Source organism: Kineococcus arenarius subsp. arenarius (genome assembly GCF_050871845.1).
In the GTDB taxonomy this organism is placed as follows: Bacteria; Actinomycetota; Actinomycetes; order Actinomycetales; family Kineococcaceae; genus Kineococcus.
Genome location: NZ_JBJLSE010000036.1, coordinates 1 through 17,176 on the forward strand (window position 1 = coordinate 1; position 17,176 = coordinate 17,176).

Here is a 17,176-nt window from a genome sequence, read left to right on the forward strand (position 1 = left end):
CGCGCCCCGCCCGGGCACCGCACCCCGCGGGGTGCGGTGCCCGGGCGGGGCGCGCTCAGCGGCGGCGCACCACCACGGTGCCGCCGGGCTTGTCGTGCAGGGCCTGCTTGCGCCGGTCCCACGTCGGCCACAGGTAGTCCAGCAGCGCGTACGGCCAGAAGAGCTGGGCGAGGAGGTCGCTGCTCAGCCAGCGCAGGATCGACTGCCCCCACGTGGGGTGCCCGGGCCGCTCCCAGTGCCGCACCCGCAGCCCGAACAGGGCCTTGCCGGGGGTCGCGCCGTAGAAGCGCAGCGTCAGCACGGTGTAGGCGGCGCTGACGGCCAGCAGCACGAACGTGAAGCTGGACGAGGCGGCCGTGAAGCCCGGGTCCTGCAGCAGGCGCAGCGAGGCCAGGGGGTCCCCGGCGGCGGCCCCGGCCGTGGTCTCGTCCATCGCCGCGAACATGCGCTGCACCAGGGACCAGCCCGCGACGGTGGCGATGACGGAGACCAGCACCCAGTCCACCAGGCGCGCCAGCAGCCGCAGCCCGAGGTTGCCCAGCGGCTGCCCGTCGGGCGTGGCCAGGGCGCGCGCGGACGGCTGCCCGCGGGACGGGTCGCCGTAGGGGCTCCCCCCGTACGGGGTGAGCCCGCCGGGCCCGGGGTGCGGCGCGCGGGGGGCCTGGTGCTCCGGGTTCGCGTGACCGGTGTCCTTGCGCAGGTCCGGCCCGGCGCCGGCCGGCGGCGCGGCGTGGGTGTGCTCGGTCCAGCGCTGGCCGTCCCACCAGCGCAGCTGGGCGTGGTGCGAGGGGTCGGGGTACCAGCCGGCGGGTGCGCTCACGGCAGGCGAGCCTGCCAGGCCGGGCGGGCCGCTCCCCGCCCGGCCCGGCGCGTCGTGGACGTGCGCAGCATCAGACGCCGAACTCCGCGGGGTCCAGGCCGACGGCGTGGCAGACGTCGCGCACCGCGCGGCGCTCGTCGTCGTCGAAGTCGCCGTCGGCGCCGCCGACGAGCACGCCCACCTGGACGACCGCACGCGCCTGGTCCGGCTTGGAGCGCAGCTTGCCGACGGCCTGCAGGGCCTCGATCTTGCCGAAGTCGTAGTCGCTGGACAGCTTGCCGCAGTAGCGCTCGAAGGATTCGCGCAGCTGCCCGGCGTCGAAGGCCGCCAGGACGTCGTGGGAGCCGATGAAGGCCGCGGTCTTCTGCCGCTCGGAGGGCTCGATCTTGCCGTCGGACGCGGCGATGAGCGCGCACGTCGCCATGCTCGCCTCGGCGAAGTCCTTGCTCTTGAACTGCGCGACCCGCGTCTTCAGCTGGTCGCCGGCGAGCAGGCCCTTGCTCCTGAGGTTGTCGAGAAAACCCACGTCGTCCTCCTCCGCCGGGGCGTTCCCGGCCATGCCGGTCGAACGGGTGCGGGCGGCGGCGGGTTCCACCGGCACCCCGTCCGGCTCAGCTGAAGCGGCGCACGATCTCGGAGTTGCGGTCGGCCAGCAGCCGGCGCAGGGTGCGGCGCACGAACAGGACGTCGGCCACCCGCCCGAGCGGTCCGGCGGGGCTGCGCCACGCCATCCGGTCGGTCATGATCGTCATCTGCGGCCCCTCCGGCTCGAAGACGTGCTCGTGGTGGAACTGCGCGAACACCCCCGAATCCATGCGGTCCACGAACCGGCGCGGGCGCTCCAGCTCCACGATGTTCGAGGTGTGCGTGACCGGGAGGAACCGGAACAGCTTCAGCCGCCAGCGCACGCTCTCGCCGAGCTGGATGCGGCCCTTCGTGCGCCCGAACCCCTCGACGGCGCGGACCCGGAACCGCCGGCCCGCCACGCGCTCGACGTCGAGGTCGAGGGAGACGTCGAACACCTCGTCGACGGCTCCCCGGACCATGGTCCGCTGGACGATCTCTGGCACCGTCCGAACCTACCGGCTCACACCATCGCCAGCAGGTGGTCGCGCCGGCGGCGCAGCACGTCCACCCCCGCCGAGGCGGACGGCGGACCGGGCACGGCGGCGCGGACCTTCGCGTAGACGGTGGCGTGCGGCAGCTGCCGCCCCGCCGCCACCCGCCCCACCAGCCCGTGGATCTCCTTGCGCAGCAGTGCCGCGGTGTGCCAGACCGCCTCGTCCTCCTCCTGCGGCGCCGGGGCCGGTTCGCCCGCGGCCTCCTCGGCGGCGCGCGGGGTGGCCGTGCGCTTGCGGATCTCCGCGTCGCGCTGGGCGAGCAGGGCCGCGGTCTGCTCCGGCGAGAGCAGCCCGGGCAGGCCGAGGAAGTCCTCGTCCTCGGCGGTGACCTCCAGCGGCGCGGTCTCGGTGCCCAGCAGGGCCCTGCCGCCGTGCAGGACGTGCGCGAACTCCGCCTGCGCCTCCAGCGCCTCGTACTCCTGGGCCTGACCGGGCTCGCGCTCGGGCGCGGGCAGCAGGTCCAGCCCGCCCTCGTCCACCTCCTCGGAGGTGACGCTCGGCGGCGGCGGGATGACGTGGTTCCGGTCGGTCTCCATCTCCGCGGCCAGCGCCAGCAGCGGGCGCACCGCGGGCAGGAACACCGTGGCCGACTCCCCGCGGGCGCGGGCGCGCACCACGCGCCCGACGGCCTGGGCGAAGAACAGCGGGGTGCGGTACGAGGTCATCCACGCCAGGCACGCCGCGCGCGGCACGTCGACGCCCTCGGAGACCATGCGCACGCAGACCGCGAAGCGCTGGTCGCCGTCGGCGAAGTCCTGGATCTTGCTCGACGCCTTGGGGTCGTCGGACAGGATCAGCACGGGCTTCTCCCCCGTGACGCGCTGCACGATCTTCGCGTAGGCGCGGGCGTCGTCCTGGTCGGAGGCCAGCACCAGCCCGCCGGCGTCGTGCATGCCGTGCTCGCGCAGGTGCTCCAGGCGCTCGTCCATCGCGGCGATCACGTGCGGCACCCAGTCCCCGCGCGGGTCCAGCGCCGTCTTCCACGCCAGCGCCTCCACCGACTTGGTGGAGGGCTCGCTCAAGGAGGCGGCCACCACCTCCCCGGCGGAGTTCCGCCAGCGCGAGGTGCCGGTGTAGGCGGCGAACACCACCGGGCGCACCACGCCGTCGGCCAGGGCCTGGCGGTAGCCGTAGGTGTAGTCGGCCAGGCTGCGCAGCCCGCCCTCGGACTCCGCGGAGTCGTCCTCGACGTACTTCACGAACGGGATGCGCTCGTCCGCCTTGGTGCGGAAGGGCGTCCCGGTCAGGGACAGGCGCCGGCGGGCGTCGGCGAACGCCTCCTGCACCGCCTCGCCCCAGCTGAGGCCGTCACCGGCGTGGTGGATCTCGTCGAGCACCACCAGGGAGCGCTTGGCGGTGGCGCGGGCCCGGTGCAGCATCGGGTGCCCGGCGACCTGCGCGTAGGTGGTGACGTAGCCGCGCACGTCCGGGCGCACCGGCCCGACCGCGTTGGACATCGTCGGGTCCAGCTCGATGCCGGCGCGGTGGGCGGCCTCGGCCCACTGGGTGCGCAGGTGGTCGGTGGGGGCGACCACGACGACCCGGTCGACCTTGCGGGCGTCCAGCAGCCGACGGGCCAGCGCCAGGGCGAAGGTCGTCTTGCCCGCGCCCGGGGTCGCCGTGACCAGGAAGTCCTCGGGGTCGGGACGCTCGGGGTCGAAGTACTGCTCGACCGCCTGCTGCTGCCACGCGCGCAGGGGCCTGCCCGGCGACGCGGCGGCACCGGTGGGGGTCGCGGTGGGCCCGGCGGGTGCGGTGTCGAACAGGTCCGGCGAGGTGTTCTGGGTGCTCGTGCTCACGGTCCTCCCACCGTAGACGACCCCGCGACGGGCTCCGGGCAGGACACCGCCGGGCGCGGCGGCCGGGCGCGGGTGCCGACGAGCCCGGCGGCCAGGGCCACCAGCGCCAGCCCGGCGTACAGGCCGCCGAACACGGCCTGGTCGCGGCCGGCGCCGGTGTGCAGGGCGGCGAAGACGCCCCCGGCCGCGGCGATGCCCAGGACGCAGCCGAGGTTGTCGGACAGCTGCAGCGCCGAGGAGGCCAGCCCCCGCTCCGCCGGTGCGGCCAGGCGCAGGGTCAGCACGCTGGTGGTGGCCATCCCCAGGCCCATGCCGCACCCGGCGAGCAGCCACGCCACCAGCACCCACCAGCCGCTGGCGCCGGTGAGCGTCACGGCGGCCAGCAGGGCACCCGCGGCGGCCAGCACCGCGCCGCCCGCGGCCAGCAGCAGCGGGCGCGGCACCCGGTCCAGGGCCCGCGCCTGCGCCGTGGTGCCGCTGAACCAGCCGATGGTGCCGCCGGTCAGCGCCAGCCCGGCCTGGGCGGGGCTGAAGCCGCGCTCGGACTGCAGCATGAGCGGCACGAACGTCTCGGTGCCGAAGAACGCGGCGGTGAACAGCCCGCGCACGACCACCACGCTGGGCAGCCCCCGCACCAGGCGCAGCGACCCGGCCGGCAGCAGCGCGGGCAGGGCCACCAGGACCGCCACCGCCCCGGCGGCGGTCAGCACGAGCGGCAGCACGCCCCCGTCGCCCAGGCCCTCCGCGCCCGCCTGCAGGGCTCCGGCGCCGACGGCGACGACCAGGCCCCGCACGGCGCGCCCGCGCGCCGACGGCCCGGCACCGGCCGGCTCCCGCCCCGCCGCGGGGGCGTGCGCGACGGCGGCCGCGGCGACCCGCGGCAGGATCACCGCCGCGACGAGGACGGCCAGCGGGACGACGACGCCGAAGACCAGCCTCCAGCCGACGGCGCCGGCCATCCAGCCCGCCAGCGCGGGGCCGGCCACCCCCGGCAGCACCCAGCACGCCGACATCCAGCCGAACACCCGCGGGCGCACCTCGTCCGGGTACGCCGAGCCGACGACGACGTAGATCGAGACCACCAGCAGGCCGCCGCCCAGCCCGGCGAGCACGCGCCCGGCCAGGAGCACCCCGAAGGACGGCGCGAGCGCGCACACGCTCTGCCCCACGACGAACAGCGCCGCACCGGCCGCCATCGGCGCCCGCGGCCCGCGCGAGTCGGCCCAGCCGCCGGCCAGGACGGTGCCCAGCAGGCTGGCGGTGAGGAACGAGGAGAACGCCAGGCCGTAGGAGCGCACCGCCCCCAGGTCGGCCGCGGCCACCGGCATGGCGGTGGCCACGGCGATCGACTCGAAGGCGACCAGGCAGATCAGGGCCAGGACGGGCAGGGTGGTGGCGCGGTGCTCCCGCGACAGCGGCCCCGCCGGGGCGCCGGGCGCGGCACCGCCACGGCCGGCGGGGCGGGCCATCAGCGGCCGGAGCCGTCCCCGCCGTCCTTGCCGCCCCCGCCGGGGGGGGGGGGGGGGGGGGGGGGGGGGGGGGGGGGGGGGGGGGGGGGGGGGGGGGGGGGGGGGGGGGGGGGGGCGGGGGGGGGGGGGGGCGCCGGGCGGCCCCCCCGCCCCCCGCCGGGCGCGCCCCCCCCCCCCCCCCCCCCCCCCCCCCCCCCCCCCCCCCCCCCCCCCCCCCCCCCCCCCCCCCCCCGCCGGACAGGCTCTCGTAGATCTCCTTGCAGGTGGGGCACACCGGGAAGCGCTTGGGGTCGCGGCCGGGCACCCACACCTTGCCGCACAGGGCGATCACGGGGTCGCCCGACAGGGCGGACTCCATGATCTTCTCCTTCTTCACGTAGTGCGCGAAGCGCTCGTGGTCGCCGGGCTCGACCTTCTCCTCCGCCTGCTCCTGGCGGTCCAGGACGGCCGTGCGCGAGGGCGTCGACGACGGCGCCTCCTGCGGGGCGGGGCTGAACGGGTCGTCGGTCGGCGAGCTCATGCCGGGATCGTACGTGCCCCCGCGGGGTCAGTTCAGCGACACGTCGGCCGGGAAGCTGGCCACCAGCGCGAGGTCGCCGCCCTGCCGGCGCAGCACGTCCGACCACAGCCGCCCGGGGTCGTCGCTGAAGGCGTCGCGGGCCTCGGCGGGCAGCACGAACCACGCCTCCTCGGCGATCTCGGCCTCCAGCTGACCGGCGCCCCAGCCCGCGTAACCGGCGAAGATCCGCAGACCCGCGAGCTCGTCCACGACGGCCTCCGGCGGGGTGTCCAGGTCCACCAGGCCCACCGACCCCAGCCCCACCGAGCCGAACACCCGCCGCACCCCGGCGGGGTCGGGCCGGTCGCCGGGCACGGCCACCAGGCCCAGGGCGGAGTCCAGGGCCACGGGACCGCCCTGGAAGAGCTTGCCGGGGGCGGTGGCGAACTCCTGCCAGCCCGGCAGCACCGCGTCCACGTCCACCTCCAGCGGGCGGTTGACGACCACCCCCAGGGCGCCGTCCTCGTCGTGGTTGAGGACGAGGACGACGGCCCGGTGGAAGTTGGGGTCGGTCAGCGACGGCGTCGCCAGCAGCAGGCGCCCCGTCAGGGCGGTGGGGGGCAGGGGGCTCACGACTGCCGCTCCGTTCTGGTCCGGTGGCGCACCCCCCCATCATGGCCCGTCCGCACGACTCCGGCCCGGCGCGGGACGCCGCCCACCGCCGCCCGGCACGGGCCGGGGCTCAGCGCGGGGTGCTGAGGGGGACGTCCTCGCGGGTGGCGCGCACGTACTGCGCCGGCCACGCCACGGCACCGGTGTCGTGCAGGGCCACCGCGGCGCGCTGGGGCCAGCGGGGGTCGGACAGCAGCGGGCGGGCCAGCAGCACCGCGTCGGCGTCACCGCTGACGAGCACCTGCTCGGCCTGCAGCGGGTCCAGGATCAGCCCGACGGCCCCCACCGGCAGCCCCGCCCCGCGCTTGAGGCGGCCCGCGTTCGGCACCTGGTAGCCGGGTCCGACGGGGATGCGCTGCTCGGGCACGTTGCCGCCCGAGGAGGCGTCGACGAGGTCGGCGCCGTGCTCGGCGAGCAGCCGCGCCAGCTGGACGCACTCCTCCACGTCCCAGCCGCCCTCGGCCCAGTCGGAGGTGGACACGCGCACGAACACCGGCTTGTCGTCCGGCCACGCGGCGCGCACGGCGTCCAGGACCTCCAGCAGCAGGCGCGAGCGCCCGGCGAGGTCGCCGCCGTAGCCGTCGGTGCGCCGGTTGGACAGCGGCGAGAGGAACTGGTGCAGCAGGTAGCCGTGCGCGGCGTGCAGCTCCACGACGTCGAAGCCGGCGCGCTCGGCGCGGCGGGCGGCGTCGGCGAAGGCGCTCACGACCCCGGCGACGCCGTCGGCGTCCAGCGCGGCCGGCACCGCCAGGTCGCCGTGGGCGAGCGCGCTGGGCGCCACGGTCGGCCAGCCCCCCTCCTCCACCGGCACGCTGCCCTGCACCGGCGCCCACGGGCGGTGGGTGCTCGCCTTGCGGCCGGCGTGGGCCAGCTGCACGCCGGCGGCGGCACCCTGGGAGTGCACGAACGCCACGACCCGCGCCCAGGCGCGCTCCTGCTCCTCGTTCCACAGGCCCGCGTCGTGCGGGCTGATGCGGCCCTCGGGCACCACGGCGGCGGCCTCGGTCAGGACCAGCGCGGCGCCGCCGACGGCCAGCGACCCGTAGTGGACGAGGTGCCAGTCGCCCGGCACGCCGGGCGCGGCGACGGGGTCGCAGGAGTACTGGCACATCGGGGAGACCCAGACCCGGTGGGCGAAGGTGGTGCCGCGCAGGGTCAGGGGCTGGAGCAGTCGACTCACACCCGGCACCGTACGTGCGGCCGGGCGCGCCCGCCGCGCGGGTGCGCCGCGGGGCGGCCCCTCAGGAGCGGCGGGCCCGCTTCTCGCGGTACATCTGCGCGTCCGCGCGGGCGAGCACCTCGGTGATCGGGGCGTCCGGGTCGTCGTCGACCAGGCCGACGCTGCAGGTCAGCGTGACGCTGCTGGAACCGCCCGGCAGCGGGACCTGCACGCCGGAGACGGCACCGCGGAACCGCTCGCGCAGGGCGGCGGGCTCGACGCGGGCCGGCCCCTCGACCAGGACGACGAACTCGTCGCCGCCGTAGCGGGCGACGGTGTCCTCCGCGCGCGCCACCGCGGTCAGCCGCCGCGCGACGGCCACCAGCACCTCGTCGCCGGCCAGGTGCCCGTGCTCGTCGTTGACCCGCTTGAGGTCGTCCACGTCGCAGAACGCGACCACGGGGCCGCGCCCGGTGCGCCGGGCGCGCGAGCGCGCCTGGGACCAGCGGTCCTCGAACAGGGAGCGGTTGGGCAGGCCGGTGAGCCGGTCGTGGGTGGCGCGGTGCACGAGGTCGCGGTGGCGCTCGACGTGCTGGGAGACGTCCCAGCACGCCAGGGCGATGGCCGGCGCGCCCTCGAAGCGCACCTCCGAGGCCACGACCTCCACGGTCGCCGCGGTCCCGTCCGGGCGCAGGAAGCGCCACTCGGCCGGCGGGGCGTCGCGCCCCGGCCCGGCGTCCAGGGCGGCCCGCAGCGCACCCGCCAGGCCCTCCCTGTCGTCGGGGTGCACCAGGGACTCCAGCGTCGAGCCCACGGGGCCCGGCCCGGCCGGATCCACCCCCACGGCCCGGCGCGCGGCCGGGTTGACCCACAGGACCGTCCCGTCGCGCACGAGCAGGGTGGCCAGCGGGGAGTCCTCCACCAGCCTGCGGTAGTCCACGTCCTGCACTGCGCTCCCTCCGTCGGCGGCCGCTGCTGGACCGTCTGGAGGGCGACCGTAAGCGCGCTGCGCGCGGCGGGCCGACCCGATCACGGGAAGACCCCCGACACGGCGCAACGCTTGCGACGCAGCGTGTTCGGGGAGGCACGAGGCAGACCGTCGCGTGCGCGCAGGGTCGCGTACCGGTGACGCGACTGCCCGTCACCGGACGGGCCGGGCGGGGTCCTGCCGGACCCCCGGGGTGGGCGCGGGCACCGGGCACCGGGCACCGGGCACGACGAAGGGCCGCTCCCCGAACGGGGAACGGCCCTTCGACAGGGTGTGGAGATGGCGGGAATCGAACCCGCGTCCGTCAGCGTGGTACCAGGGCTTCTCCGGGTGCAGCCTGTTCAGCGGTCTGCTCGGCCCCGATGCTCACACAGGCATGTCATCGCCGGGCCCAGCCGCGTTGAGTGTCCCTCTCACCTACGCGACCTCGGTGAGAGGTGAGCCCCCTAGTCGATGCCAGGACCCGGGGCGGGAGCTCACCCGGGCTGACAGAGTCGCACTCGCTCAGGCGGCGAGGGCGAACTCGGTGCGCTTGGAATCGGCACCTATTGGTTTGCACGGAGCGTTGACGAGATGACCGTGCATCCTCGACCCGCTTCCCCTGGCTCGACGACCGACGTCGAAACCTGTCATCCCCTTGTTCAGTTGTGGTGCTGCCGGCCCCGTCGTGGCGACCGGTGACCAGCATACGTCTCAACGGCCGTCCTGGCGCGCTCATTCCCCGGTGCGCCGGGCCAGGGGCTGATCACTCCCGGTTGCGTCGCAGCGACATGGCGCGCTCGGCCTCGCGCCGGTCCTGGCGCTCGCGCAGCGCGTGGCGCTTGTCGTAGTTCTTCTTGCCCTTGGCCAGGCCGATCTCGACCTTGACCCGCCCGTCGGAGAAGTACAGCGACAGCGGCACGATCGTCAGGCCGGACTCGCGGACCTTTCCGGCCCACTTGTCGATCTCGGCGCGGTGCAGCAGCAGCTTGCGCCGCCGGCGCGGCGCGTGGTTGGTCCAGGTGCCCTGCACGTACTCGGGGATGTGGACGTGCTCCAGCCACATCTCCCCCCGGTCGATCTGGGCGAAGCCGTCGACGAGGGAGGCGCGCCCCATGCGCAGGGCCTTCACCTCGGTGCCCATCAGGGACAGGCCCGCCTCGTAGGTGTCCTCGATGTGGTAGTCGTGGCGCGCCTTGCGGTTGCTGGCGATCACCTTGCGCCCGGTCTCGCGCGGCACGTCGGCCCTCCCCCTGTGGTCTGGAACCGTCGAGTCTAGGCGCGCCGGGCACCGGTGCGCACGGCCGTTCTCGCAGGGCGCACACGGCGGGGCACCCGCCGGCGGCGGCCGCTCAGACCCGCAGCCAGCGGCGCAGGCTCAGCAGGGAGGCGATCACGGAGAAGACCACCCCGACGCCCAGCAGCACCGGTGCCGTCGGCCACAGCACGTCCGCGGTCTCCACCAGGCGGGTGGTGAAGCCCGGCCGCTCCTGCAGCCGCCCGACGCCGAACTCCACCAGCGCGTACAGCGCACCCGAGGCCAGCACGGCCCCGACGAAGCTGGCCACCACGCCCTCCAGCACGAACGGCAGCTGGATCAGCGCCCGCGAGGCGCCCACCAGCCGCATGATGCTCGTCTCGCGGCGGCGGCTGAACGCCGTCAGGCGGATCGTCGTGGACACCAGCAGCACCGAGCACAGCAGCATCAGCGCCGCCAGGCCGATCGCCACGCGGGTGGCGCCGTCCATCGCGGCGAACAGCGGGTCCAGGACGGCCCGCTGGTCGGGGACGTCCTCCACGCCGGGCTGCCCGGCGAACTGCGCCCGGACCTCCTCGTAGCGGTCGGCCTCGGTCAGGCGCACCCGGAACGACTCCGGCAGCTGGTCGGGGGTGACGTTCTCCGCGAAGGACTCGTCGTACATCTCCAGGAAGCTCTCGTACGCCTCCTGCTGGGACTCGTAGAACACCTGGGCCACCAGGGGCGAGGCCTGCAGCTGCTCGCGCAGGGCGTCGCGCTGCTCGGTGGTGATCGGGCCGGCGGGGCAGTCCTCGGCGGTGCTGACCTCCCCGCACAGGAAGATGGAGACCTGCACGCGGTCGTACCAGTCGCCCTTGAGGATCGAGACCTGCTGCTGCACCAGCAGCCCCAGGCCCAGGAAGAACAGCGACACCATCGTCACCAGCACGACCGAGACGGTCATCGACAGGTTGCGGCGCAGCCCGGCGCCCATCTCCCGCAGGACGAACCCGAGGCGCATCAGCGGGCCGACCCGTACACGCCGCGGTCCTCGTCGCGCACGACGCGGCCGTCGCGCAGCTCCACGACCCGCTTGCGCATCTGGTCGACGATGTCGTCGTCGTGCGTGGCCATGACGATGGTGGTCCCCGTGCGGTTGATGCGGTCCAGCAGCTTCATGATGCCCACGCTGGTCTCCGGGTCGAGGTTGCCGGTGGGCTCGTCCGCCAGCAGGATCGACGGCCGGTTGACGAACGCGCGGGCGATCGCCACCCGCTGCTGCTCACCACCGGACAGCTCGTGCGGCCGCCGCTTCTCCTTGCCCTGCAGCCCCACCAGCGCCAGCGTCTCCGGCACCGACTGGGCGATGACGTGCCGCGGCCTGCCCAGCACCTGCAGCGCGAAGGCGACGTTCTCGAAGACGGACTTGTCGGTCAGCAGCCGGAAGTCCTGGAAGACCACCCCGATCTGGCGGCGCAGCGCCGGCACCTTCCAGCTGCGCAGCCGGCCCACGTCGCGACCGGCGACCTGCACGGTGCCCGTGGACGCCTTCTCCTCCTTCAGCACCAGCCGCAGGAAGGTCGACTTGCCCGACCCGGACGGGCCGACGAGGAAGACGAAGTCGCCCTTGTCGATCTGCAGGGTCACCTCGGCGAGCGCGGGGCGGTGCCCCTCGCCGTAGACCTTGCTGACGTGCTCGAAGGTGATCACTCGTGGGGCGGCCGGTCTCGGGGACGGGACGTGCGGGGGTGCTCCGGCCGTCGCCCACTCTACGGGCGGTCACCGGCGGTGAGCGCCGGCACCCGTCCGGGTGGGTCGCGCCCTGCGCTCAGCTCTCGGCGGAGCGCTCGCCCTGGCGGCGCCAGCGGATGCCGGACTCCAGGAACGCGTCGATCTCCCCGTCGAAGACGGACGAGGTGTTGCCGACCTCGTAGTTGGTGCGCAGGTCCTTGACCATCTGGTACGGGTGCAGCACGTAGGAGCGCATCTGGTTGCCCCACGAGCCGGAGTCGTCGCCCTTGAGGGCGTCCAGCTCGGCCTGGCGGTCCCTGCGCGCCTTCTCCAGCAGCTTGGCCTGCAGCACGCGCATCGCCGCGGCCTTGTTCTGCAGCTGGGACTTCTCGTTCTGGCAGGTCACCACGATGCCGGTGGGCAGGTGCGTCAGGCGCACCGCGGAGTCGGTGGTGTTGACCGACTGCCCGCCGGGGCCGGAGGAGCGGTACACGTCCACGCGCACGTCGTTCTCGGGGACCTCGATGTGGTCGGTCTCGGCCACCACCGGCAGCACCTCCACGCCCGCGAAGGACGTCTGGCGCCGGCCCTGGTTGTCGAACGGGGAGATGCGCACCAGGCGGTGGGTGCCCTGCTCCACGCTCAGCGTGCCGTAGGCGTAGGGGGCCGCCACCTTGAACGTGGCGGACTTGATGCCCGCCTCCTCGGCGTAGGAGGTGTCGTAGACCTCGCTCTTGTAGCCCTTGCGCTCCGCCCAGCGCAGGTACATGCGCATGAGCATCTCCGCGAAGTCCGCGGCGTCCACGCCACCGGCCTCGGAGCGGATCGTCACCAGCGCCTCGCGCCCGTCGTACTCCCCCGACAGCAGGGTGCGGATCTCCAGCTCCTCGAGCTGCTTCTTGATCGAGGTCAGCTCGCGCTCGGTCTCCTCGCGGGAGTCGGCGTCGTCCTCGGACTCCGCCAGCTCCACGAGGACCTCGAGGTCGTCGATGCGCGAGCCCATCCGCTCGATGCGCTCCAGCTCGGCCTGCACCGCCGACAGCCGGCTGGTCACGCCCTGGGCGTGCTCGACGTCGTCCCACAGGTCGGGGGCGGCGGCCTGCTCGTTCAGCTCGGCCAGCTCCCGCCGCAGCGCGTCGAGGTCCGACACCTCCCGGATGGACGCGTACGTCTGGCGGAGGGCGGAGATCTCGGCGGGGAAGTCGGTGGCCACGGCGCACGAGCTTACGCGCGCGGCGGGGTCCCGGGCGCCCCGCGGCCGCCGGGGGCCCACCGCGCGCTGCTCCTCCCGGGTGGTCTCCCGCGCCGCGGCTTGAGGAGCACCCCGCGCGCGCCGATCCCCGCAGGAGCGGGTCCCGCCGGGACCCGGCACCAGGACGGGGGCGGCAGCGATGGCACGTGCCGTCCCCACCCGTCGCCGGGCACCCGTGGCGGAGGGCCGCACCCTGGCCCGCGCGGTCCTGGGCGCCGGGGCGCTGTCGCTGGCCACCGCCGCCGTCCCCTTCAGCCCCACCGCCCCCACGGGGACGGCCGCGGCGATGGGCGCCGCGGGCCTGGCCCTGGGCGCGCTCCTGCACGCCCGCGCCGCCCGGCTGCCGCGGGCGCTGCCGCACGCCGTGCTGGTCCTCGCCACCTGCGTCGTCTCGGTCAGCGTCCTGGCCTCCACCACCCCGGCCGGGCGGGTGGTCACCGCGTTCAGCTACGTCTGGATCGCCCTGTTCACCGCCGCCTTCCACTCCCGCCGGGCGGTGTGCACCCACCTGGCCGTGGCCCTGACCGGCTTCGCCGCCGCGCTGTGGGCCGGCGGGGCCCCCTCCCCCGCCCAGACCTGGGGCTTCATGGGGGGCACCACCGCCGCGGTCGCCTGGACCGTCAACGGCCTGGTGCTGCGCCTGCGCGCGCGGGCCGACGAGGACCTGCTCACCGGCGCCCTGACCCGGGCGGCCTGGCTCACCGAGGCGGAGGTGGCCGTGGACCCCCGCACCGGCGAGGACGGGCCGGTGTGCCTGGCCGTGCTGGACCTGGACGGGTTCAAGGCGGTCAACGACCGCGACGGCCACGCGGCCGGCGACCGGCTCCTGACCGAGCTCACCCGCGCCTGGACCGGTGCGCTGCGCCCCGGGGACCTGCTCGGCCGCCTCGGCGGCGACGAGTTCGCCCTGCTGATGCCGCGCACCCGCGCCGCGGAGGTCCCCGCGGTCCTCGCGGCCCTGCGCAGCGCCTGCCCGCAGGGGCGCTGGAGCGCCGGGGTGGCCGAGCACCTCCCCGGCGAGGCGGTGGCCGACTGGATCGCCCGCGCCGACGCGGACCTCTACTCCCGCAAGCGCGCCCGGCCGGCGGCGCGGGGCTGACCGGGCCCGCGGCCGCTCAGCGGAAGCGGCGGCCCTGGTCGCGCCGGATCGCCCACACGGCCAGCACGCCCAGCAGGACGGTCCAGCCGACCACCACCGGCAGCGCCGTGGACGGCACGTCCGTGCCGGTGGCCGCCCCGACGACGAGGTCGCGGCCGGCGCGGGTGGGCGTCCACGTGGAGATCGCCGCCAGCCAGTCCGGCATGGCCTCCGGCGGCAGGAACAGCCCGCCCGCGAAGGCCAGCGGCAGCAGCAGCACCTGCGCCAGCGCCAGCGCGGCCTTGGCGGGCACCGAGTAGCCGATGGCCAGGCCCATGGCCAGCAGCGGCAGGCCCGCCAGCAGCAGACCGCCCAGGCCGGCGACGAACCGCGCCGGGGTGGTGGTGGCGTCGGTGACCAGCGCGGCCAGCACCAGCAGCGGCACCAGGCCCAGCACGGTGAAGAAGGCCCCCATGAGCACCCGGGCGGCGAAGCGGGGGCCCGCGCCGACCGGCAGGGTGCGCAGGTGCGTGTCCCACGGCAGCGCGCGGTCCTCGGCGGTGCCGGCGCCGTGGGTGAACAGCGACACGCTCATCGCGGAGAACACCGCCAGCTGCGCGACGGCCGCGGTGGCGCCCAGCGGGCTCATCGACGCGGCCTGCGGCACGACGAACACGGCGAGGATCAGCGCGGGGAAGACGGCGGTGCTGACGACGACCACGGGCACCCGCAGCGTCTCGACCACCTGGTAGCGGGTGTGCAGCCACGTCAGCCGCAGCGCACCGGCGGGGCGGGCGGGGGCGCTCACGCGGGCACCCCCGCCCCCGCGGCCCGCTCGCCGGTGAGGGCGAGGAACGCCTCCTCCAGCGAGGCCGCCGCCACCTCCAGGTCGCGGAAGGCAACGCCGGCGGTGACCAGGGCGCGCACGAACGCGTCGGCGTCGGGCACCAGCAGCTCCCAGCGCTGCTCGCGCGAGCCGTCGGCGACGACCCGGGCGCCGGCGGTGAGCTGCGCCGGCACGGCGCCCGCGGGGGCGCCGAAGCGCACCCGGCGCAGCGCGGTGCGCCCGCGCACCTCGGCCACCGTGCCCTCGGCCAGCACCCGGCCGTGGTCGACGACCACCACGCGCTGGGCCAGCGCCTCCACCTCCTCCAGGTAGTGGCTGGTCAGCAGCAGCGTGCCGCCGGCGGCGACGAAGCCGCGCACGGCGCCCCACAGGGCGTGGCGCGCCGGCACGTCCAGACCGGTCGTCGGCTCGTCCAGGAGCACGACGTCGGGACGGCCGACGAAGGCGAGCGCCACGGCCAGGCGGCGCTGCTGCCCACCGGACAGGCCCCCGCACTGGCGGCCGCGCAGGTCGGACAGCTCGAAGCGCCCCAGCACCTCCTCGCGGGGCAGCGGGTCGCGGTGGTGGCCGGCGACGAAGTCGACGACCTCGCCGACCTTCAGGGTCTGCGGCAGGCCGGTGGCCTGCGGGGTGACGCCGAGGCGGGAGCGGGTCGCCGCCTGACGCGGGTCGCCGCCGGCGAGGCGGACGGTGCCGCTGGTAGGGCGGCGCAGCCCGGCGAGCAGGGACAGCAGGGTGGACTTGCCGGCGCCGTTGGGACCGAGCACCCCCACGGCCTCCCCCGGCTGCACGGTGAGGCTGACGTCGTCGAGGGCGACGACGTCGCCGAAGGTGCGGGTGACGCGGTCGACCTCGACCGCGGGGTGGCGGTCGACCTCGACCGCGGGGTGGCGGCCGGCCTCGACCGCGGGTGGTTCGCTCACGGGGTTCCTCCTGGTCGGTGCGGGTCGAGCAGGGGTGCGACGGGGTGCCGGGCGCTCAGCCGAGCAGGGCGCGCAGCGCCGCCCGGTACGCGTCGAAGGCGGCACGGCCGGTGGGGGTCAGGCGCAGGTGGGTGGCGGGGGTGCGCCCCTGGTGGGACTTGGTCACCTCCACGTACCCGGCGTCCTCGAGCTTGCGCAGGTGGGTGGACAGGTTCCCGGCGGTCATCTCCAGCAGCTCCTGCAGGCGCGGGAAGCTGATGCGGTCCCCCTCGGCCAGGGGGGCCAGGGAGGCGACGACCTTCAGGCGGGCGGCGGCGTGGATGACGGGGTCCAGTTCCACGGCCGCCCCGGGGGCCTGCGCGCGCGGGCTCACACGGCCCGCCGGCGCAGCGCGAACCAGGCGGCGACGGCGAGGAAACCCCCGCCCCCGCCCAGCGCCATCACCCACAGCAGGGCGGGCAGGCCGAGGAACGCGCCGACGGAGGTGGTCAGCAGCACCCAGGCGCCGACGCCGAACTGCAGCGGCTCGCGCCAGATCGCGGCGCCGAACAGGTACATCACCCCGACGAGCAGGCCCGAGGTCGCCGGCCACAGCACGTCGGCCAGGGCCGGGTCGCCGGAGGCGCGCAGGACGGCGCTGTTGACGGCGGACAGCGCGACGAAGCTGAGCAACCACGCCCAGCCGTACAGGACGCCGGTGACGGTGCTGGGCCCGGAGATCCCCCGGCTCGCGTGGACGCTGTGCCCGGCGGTGAGCACCCCGGCGGCGGTGATCAGCACCCCCAGGACGAGGGCCGGCAGGGCCGGGGGCACCCGCAGGACGGGGTCGTCGCCGTGGGCCAGCGCGGCCAGCCCCAGGCCGACCAGCCAGGCCACGCCCCAGGCGCCGTACAGCAGCCGCGGGTCGACGGCCACGGCCCGGACCACGGCCTCCTGCTGGCGCTCGATGAGCGCCAGCTGCTCCGCGGCGTCGAACCGCTGGTCCTCGTCCACCACGACCTCCTGGATCGGCAGAGCGCTTTGCGCCACAAACCACTCTGCCGCGCTCCGCCCCGGCGCGCAAGGGTTCAGCCCGCGGCGGCCCCGAACCCCTCCAGCCGCGCCGTCGCCCGGCTCGACGCCCGCAGCTGCACCCCGCCCGCGAACCGCTCCGGCACCAGGCCCGCGAACGGCGGCACCACCACGGCGCTCAGCACCACCACCGCGGTGCGCCCGTCCGGGCTGCCCGTGCCCGCCGCCACCCGCAGGCCCGCCACCTCCCCCGCACCGGCACCCCGCACGTACTCCTGCGCGGCCTCCCGCACCGACGCGTCCGACAGCGGCACAGCACCCGCGTCCAGACCGGTGGTGAAGTACGCCCCCTCGTCCAGCGCACCGGCAGCGGCCGCCGCCGCGGAGTCGGCCAGCGCGTACAGGCGCTTGCGCTGCAGGTGCACCGCCGAGGCCGACACCACGACGAGCACCAGCACCGCAGCCACCAGCGCGAAACCCAGCGACAGCAGCGCGATGCGCCCCTCGTCGCCACCCCCACCGCACCAGCGACCGCCACCACCGCCGCCGCCGTCGCCGCCCCGGTCGGTCGCGGGCTCGCGCACCGGGCGG

Annotated in this window: 18 protein-coding genes, 1 other RNA gene and 1 pseudogene; 1 reads left to right on the plus strand and 19 read right to left on the minus strand. The window is 76.0% G+C overall.

What is annotated here, in order from left to right; genetic code table 11:
- Positions 1-55: 55 nt before the first annotated feature.
- The 14 genes and pseudogenes from ACRYM0_RS10640 to prfB form a co-directional block, all read right to left on the minus strand.
- Entirely contained in the window at positions 56-820 is a 765-nt protein-coding gene (locus tag ACRYM0_RS10640) for an RDD family protein (protein ID WP_432504863.1), read from the minus strand.
- A 70-nt stretch (positions 821-890) separates the two neighbouring features.
- Positions 891-1,346 carry a tellurite resistance TerB family protein gene (locus tag ACRYM0_RS10645; protein ID WP_432504916.1) on the minus strand — a complete coding sequence of 152 codons (456 nt, stop codon included), beginning with the start codon at positions 1,344-1,346 and terminating at the stop codon, positions 891-893.
- Between the two features lie 85 nt (positions 1,347-1,431).
- Positions 1,432-1,890, minus strand: a complete 459-nt coding sequence (locus ACRYM0_RS10650) for an SRPBCC family protein (protein ID WP_432504864.1) — start codon at positions 1,888-1,890, stop codon at positions 1,432-1,434.
- Between the two features lie 17 nt (positions 1,891-1,907).
- On the minus strand, positions 1,908-3,740 hold the full coding sequence (locus ACRYM0_RS10655; protein ID WP_432504918.1) for a DEAD/DEAH box helicase: 1,833 nt from the start codon (positions 3,738-3,740) through the stop codon (positions 1,908-1,910).
- A complete protein-coding gene (locus ACRYM0_RS10660) occupies positions 3,737-5,209 on the minus strand; it encodes an MFS transporter (RefSeq protein ID WP_432504866.1) in 1,473 nt (490 codons plus the stop codon). The genes ACRYM0_RS10655 and ACRYM0_RS10660 overlap by 4 nt, the downstream gene beginning before the upstream one ends.
- 250 nt (positions 5,210-5,459) lie before the next feature.
- A pseudogene (locus tag ACRYM0_RS10665) lies at positions 5,460-5,729 on the minus strand (DUF3039 domain-containing protein); the annotation flags it as partial.
- 27 nt (positions 5,730-5,756) lie between these two features.
- Positions 5,757-6,341: a YqgE/AlgH family protein gene (locus tag ACRYM0_RS10670; RefSeq protein WP_432504867.1), complete on the minus strand. Its 585-nt coding sequence runs from the start codon at positions 6,339-6,341 to the stop codon at positions 5,757-5,759.
- A 109-nt stretch (positions 6,342-6,450) separates the two neighbouring features.
- Complete coding sequence (locus ACRYM0_RS10675; RefSeq protein ID WP_432504869.1) at positions 6,451-7,560, minus strand: NADH:flavin oxidoreductase/NADH oxidase; 1,110 nt, start codon at positions 7,558-7,560, stop codon at positions 6,451-6,453.
- A 61-nt stretch (positions 7,561-7,621) separates the two neighbouring features.
- Positions 7,622-8,488 (minus strand): GGDEF domain-containing protein, encoded by an 867-nt coding sequence (locus tag ACRYM0_RS10680; RefSeq protein ID WP_432504871.1) that lies wholly within the window; start codon positions 8,486-8,488, stop codon positions 7,622-7,624.
- A 310-nt stretch (positions 8,489-8,798) separates the two neighbouring features.
- Positions 8,799-9,164: a transfer-messenger RNA gene (gene ssrA / locus ACRYM0_RS10685) on the minus strand.
- Positions 9,165-9,272: 108 nt separating this feature from the next.
- The gene (gene smpB, locus ACRYM0_RS10690; protein WP_432493610.1) at positions 9,273-9,746 is read right to left on the minus strand and encodes an SsrA-binding protein SmpB; all 474 of its coding nucleotides are present in this window, start codon (positions 9,744-9,746) and stop codon (positions 9,273-9,275) included.
- 112 nt (positions 9,747-9,858) lie between these two features.
- Entirely contained in the window at positions 9,859-10,764 is a 906-nt protein-coding gene (ftsX, locus tag ACRYM0_RS10695) for a permease-like cell division protein FtsX (protein ID WP_432504873.1), read from the minus strand.
- The gene (gene ftsE / locus ACRYM0_RS10700) at positions 10,764-11,453 is read right to left on the minus strand and encodes a cell division ATP-binding protein FtsE (RefSeq protein ID WP_432504875.1); all 690 of its coding nucleotides are present in this window, start codon (positions 11,451-11,453) and stop codon (positions 10,764-10,766) included. The genes ftsX and ftsE overlap by 1 nt, the downstream gene beginning before the upstream one ends.
- A 118-nt stretch (positions 11,454-11,571) precedes the next feature.
- On the minus strand, positions 11,572-12,687 hold the full coding sequence (gene prfB, locus ACRYM0_RS10705; RefSeq protein ID WP_432504877.1) for a peptide chain release factor 2: 1,116 nt from the start codon (positions 12,685-12,687) through the stop codon (positions 11,572-11,574).
- A gap of 178 nt (positions 12,688-12,865) precedes the next feature.
- Between prfB and ACRYM0_RS10710 the strand changes: the two genes are divergently transcribed.
- Positions 12,866-13,825 carry a GGDEF domain-containing protein gene (locus tag ACRYM0_RS10710; protein ID WP_432504878.1) on the plus strand — a complete coding sequence of 320 codons (960 nt, stop codon included), beginning with the start codon at positions 12,866-12,868 and terminating at the stop codon, positions 13,823-13,825.
- A 16-nt stretch (positions 13,826-13,841) separates the two neighbouring features.
- On the opposite strand, the gene ACRYM0_RS10715 is transcribed toward ACRYM0_RS10710, so the two are convergent.
- Genes ACRYM0_RS10715 through ACRYM0_RS10735 form a run of 5 tightly spaced genes read right to left on the minus strand, consistent with a single transcriptional unit; the run spans position 13,842 to position 17,169 of the window.
- Complete coding sequence (locus tag ACRYM0_RS10715; RefSeq protein WP_432504880.1) at positions 13,842-14,612, minus strand: ABC transporter permease; 771 nt, start codon at positions 14,610-14,612, stop codon at positions 13,842-13,844.
- Positions 14,609-15,574 carry an ABC transporter ATP-binding protein gene (locus ACRYM0_RS10720; protein ID WP_432504882.1) on the minus strand — a complete coding sequence of 322 codons (966 nt, stop codon included), beginning with the start codon at positions 15,572-15,574 and terminating at the stop codon, positions 14,609-14,611. Before ACRYM0_RS10720 ends, ACRYM0_RS10715 begins: the two co-directional genes overlap by 4 nt.
- Before the next feature lie 55 nt (positions 15,575-15,629).
- Positions 15,630-15,914, minus strand: coding sequence for a winged helix-turn-helix domain-containing protein (locus ACRYM0_RS10725; RefSeq protein WP_432504884.1), 285 nt, complete (start codon positions 15,912-15,914; stop codon positions 15,630-15,632).
- Positions 15,915-15,943: 29 nt separating this feature from the next.
- On the minus strand, positions 15,944-16,603 hold the full coding sequence (locus ACRYM0_RS10730) for an ABC transporter permease (RefSeq protein WP_432504886.1): 660 nt from the start codon (positions 16,601-16,603) through the stop codon (positions 15,944-15,946).
- A gap of 38 nt (positions 16,604-16,641) precedes the next feature.
- The gene (locus ACRYM0_RS10735; protein WP_432504888.1) at positions 16,642-17,169 is read right to left on the minus strand and encodes a pilus assembly protein TadG-related protein; all 528 of its coding nucleotides are present in this window, start codon (positions 17,167-17,169) and stop codon (positions 16,642-16,644) included.
- Positions 17,170-17,176 lie beyond the last annotated feature (7 nt).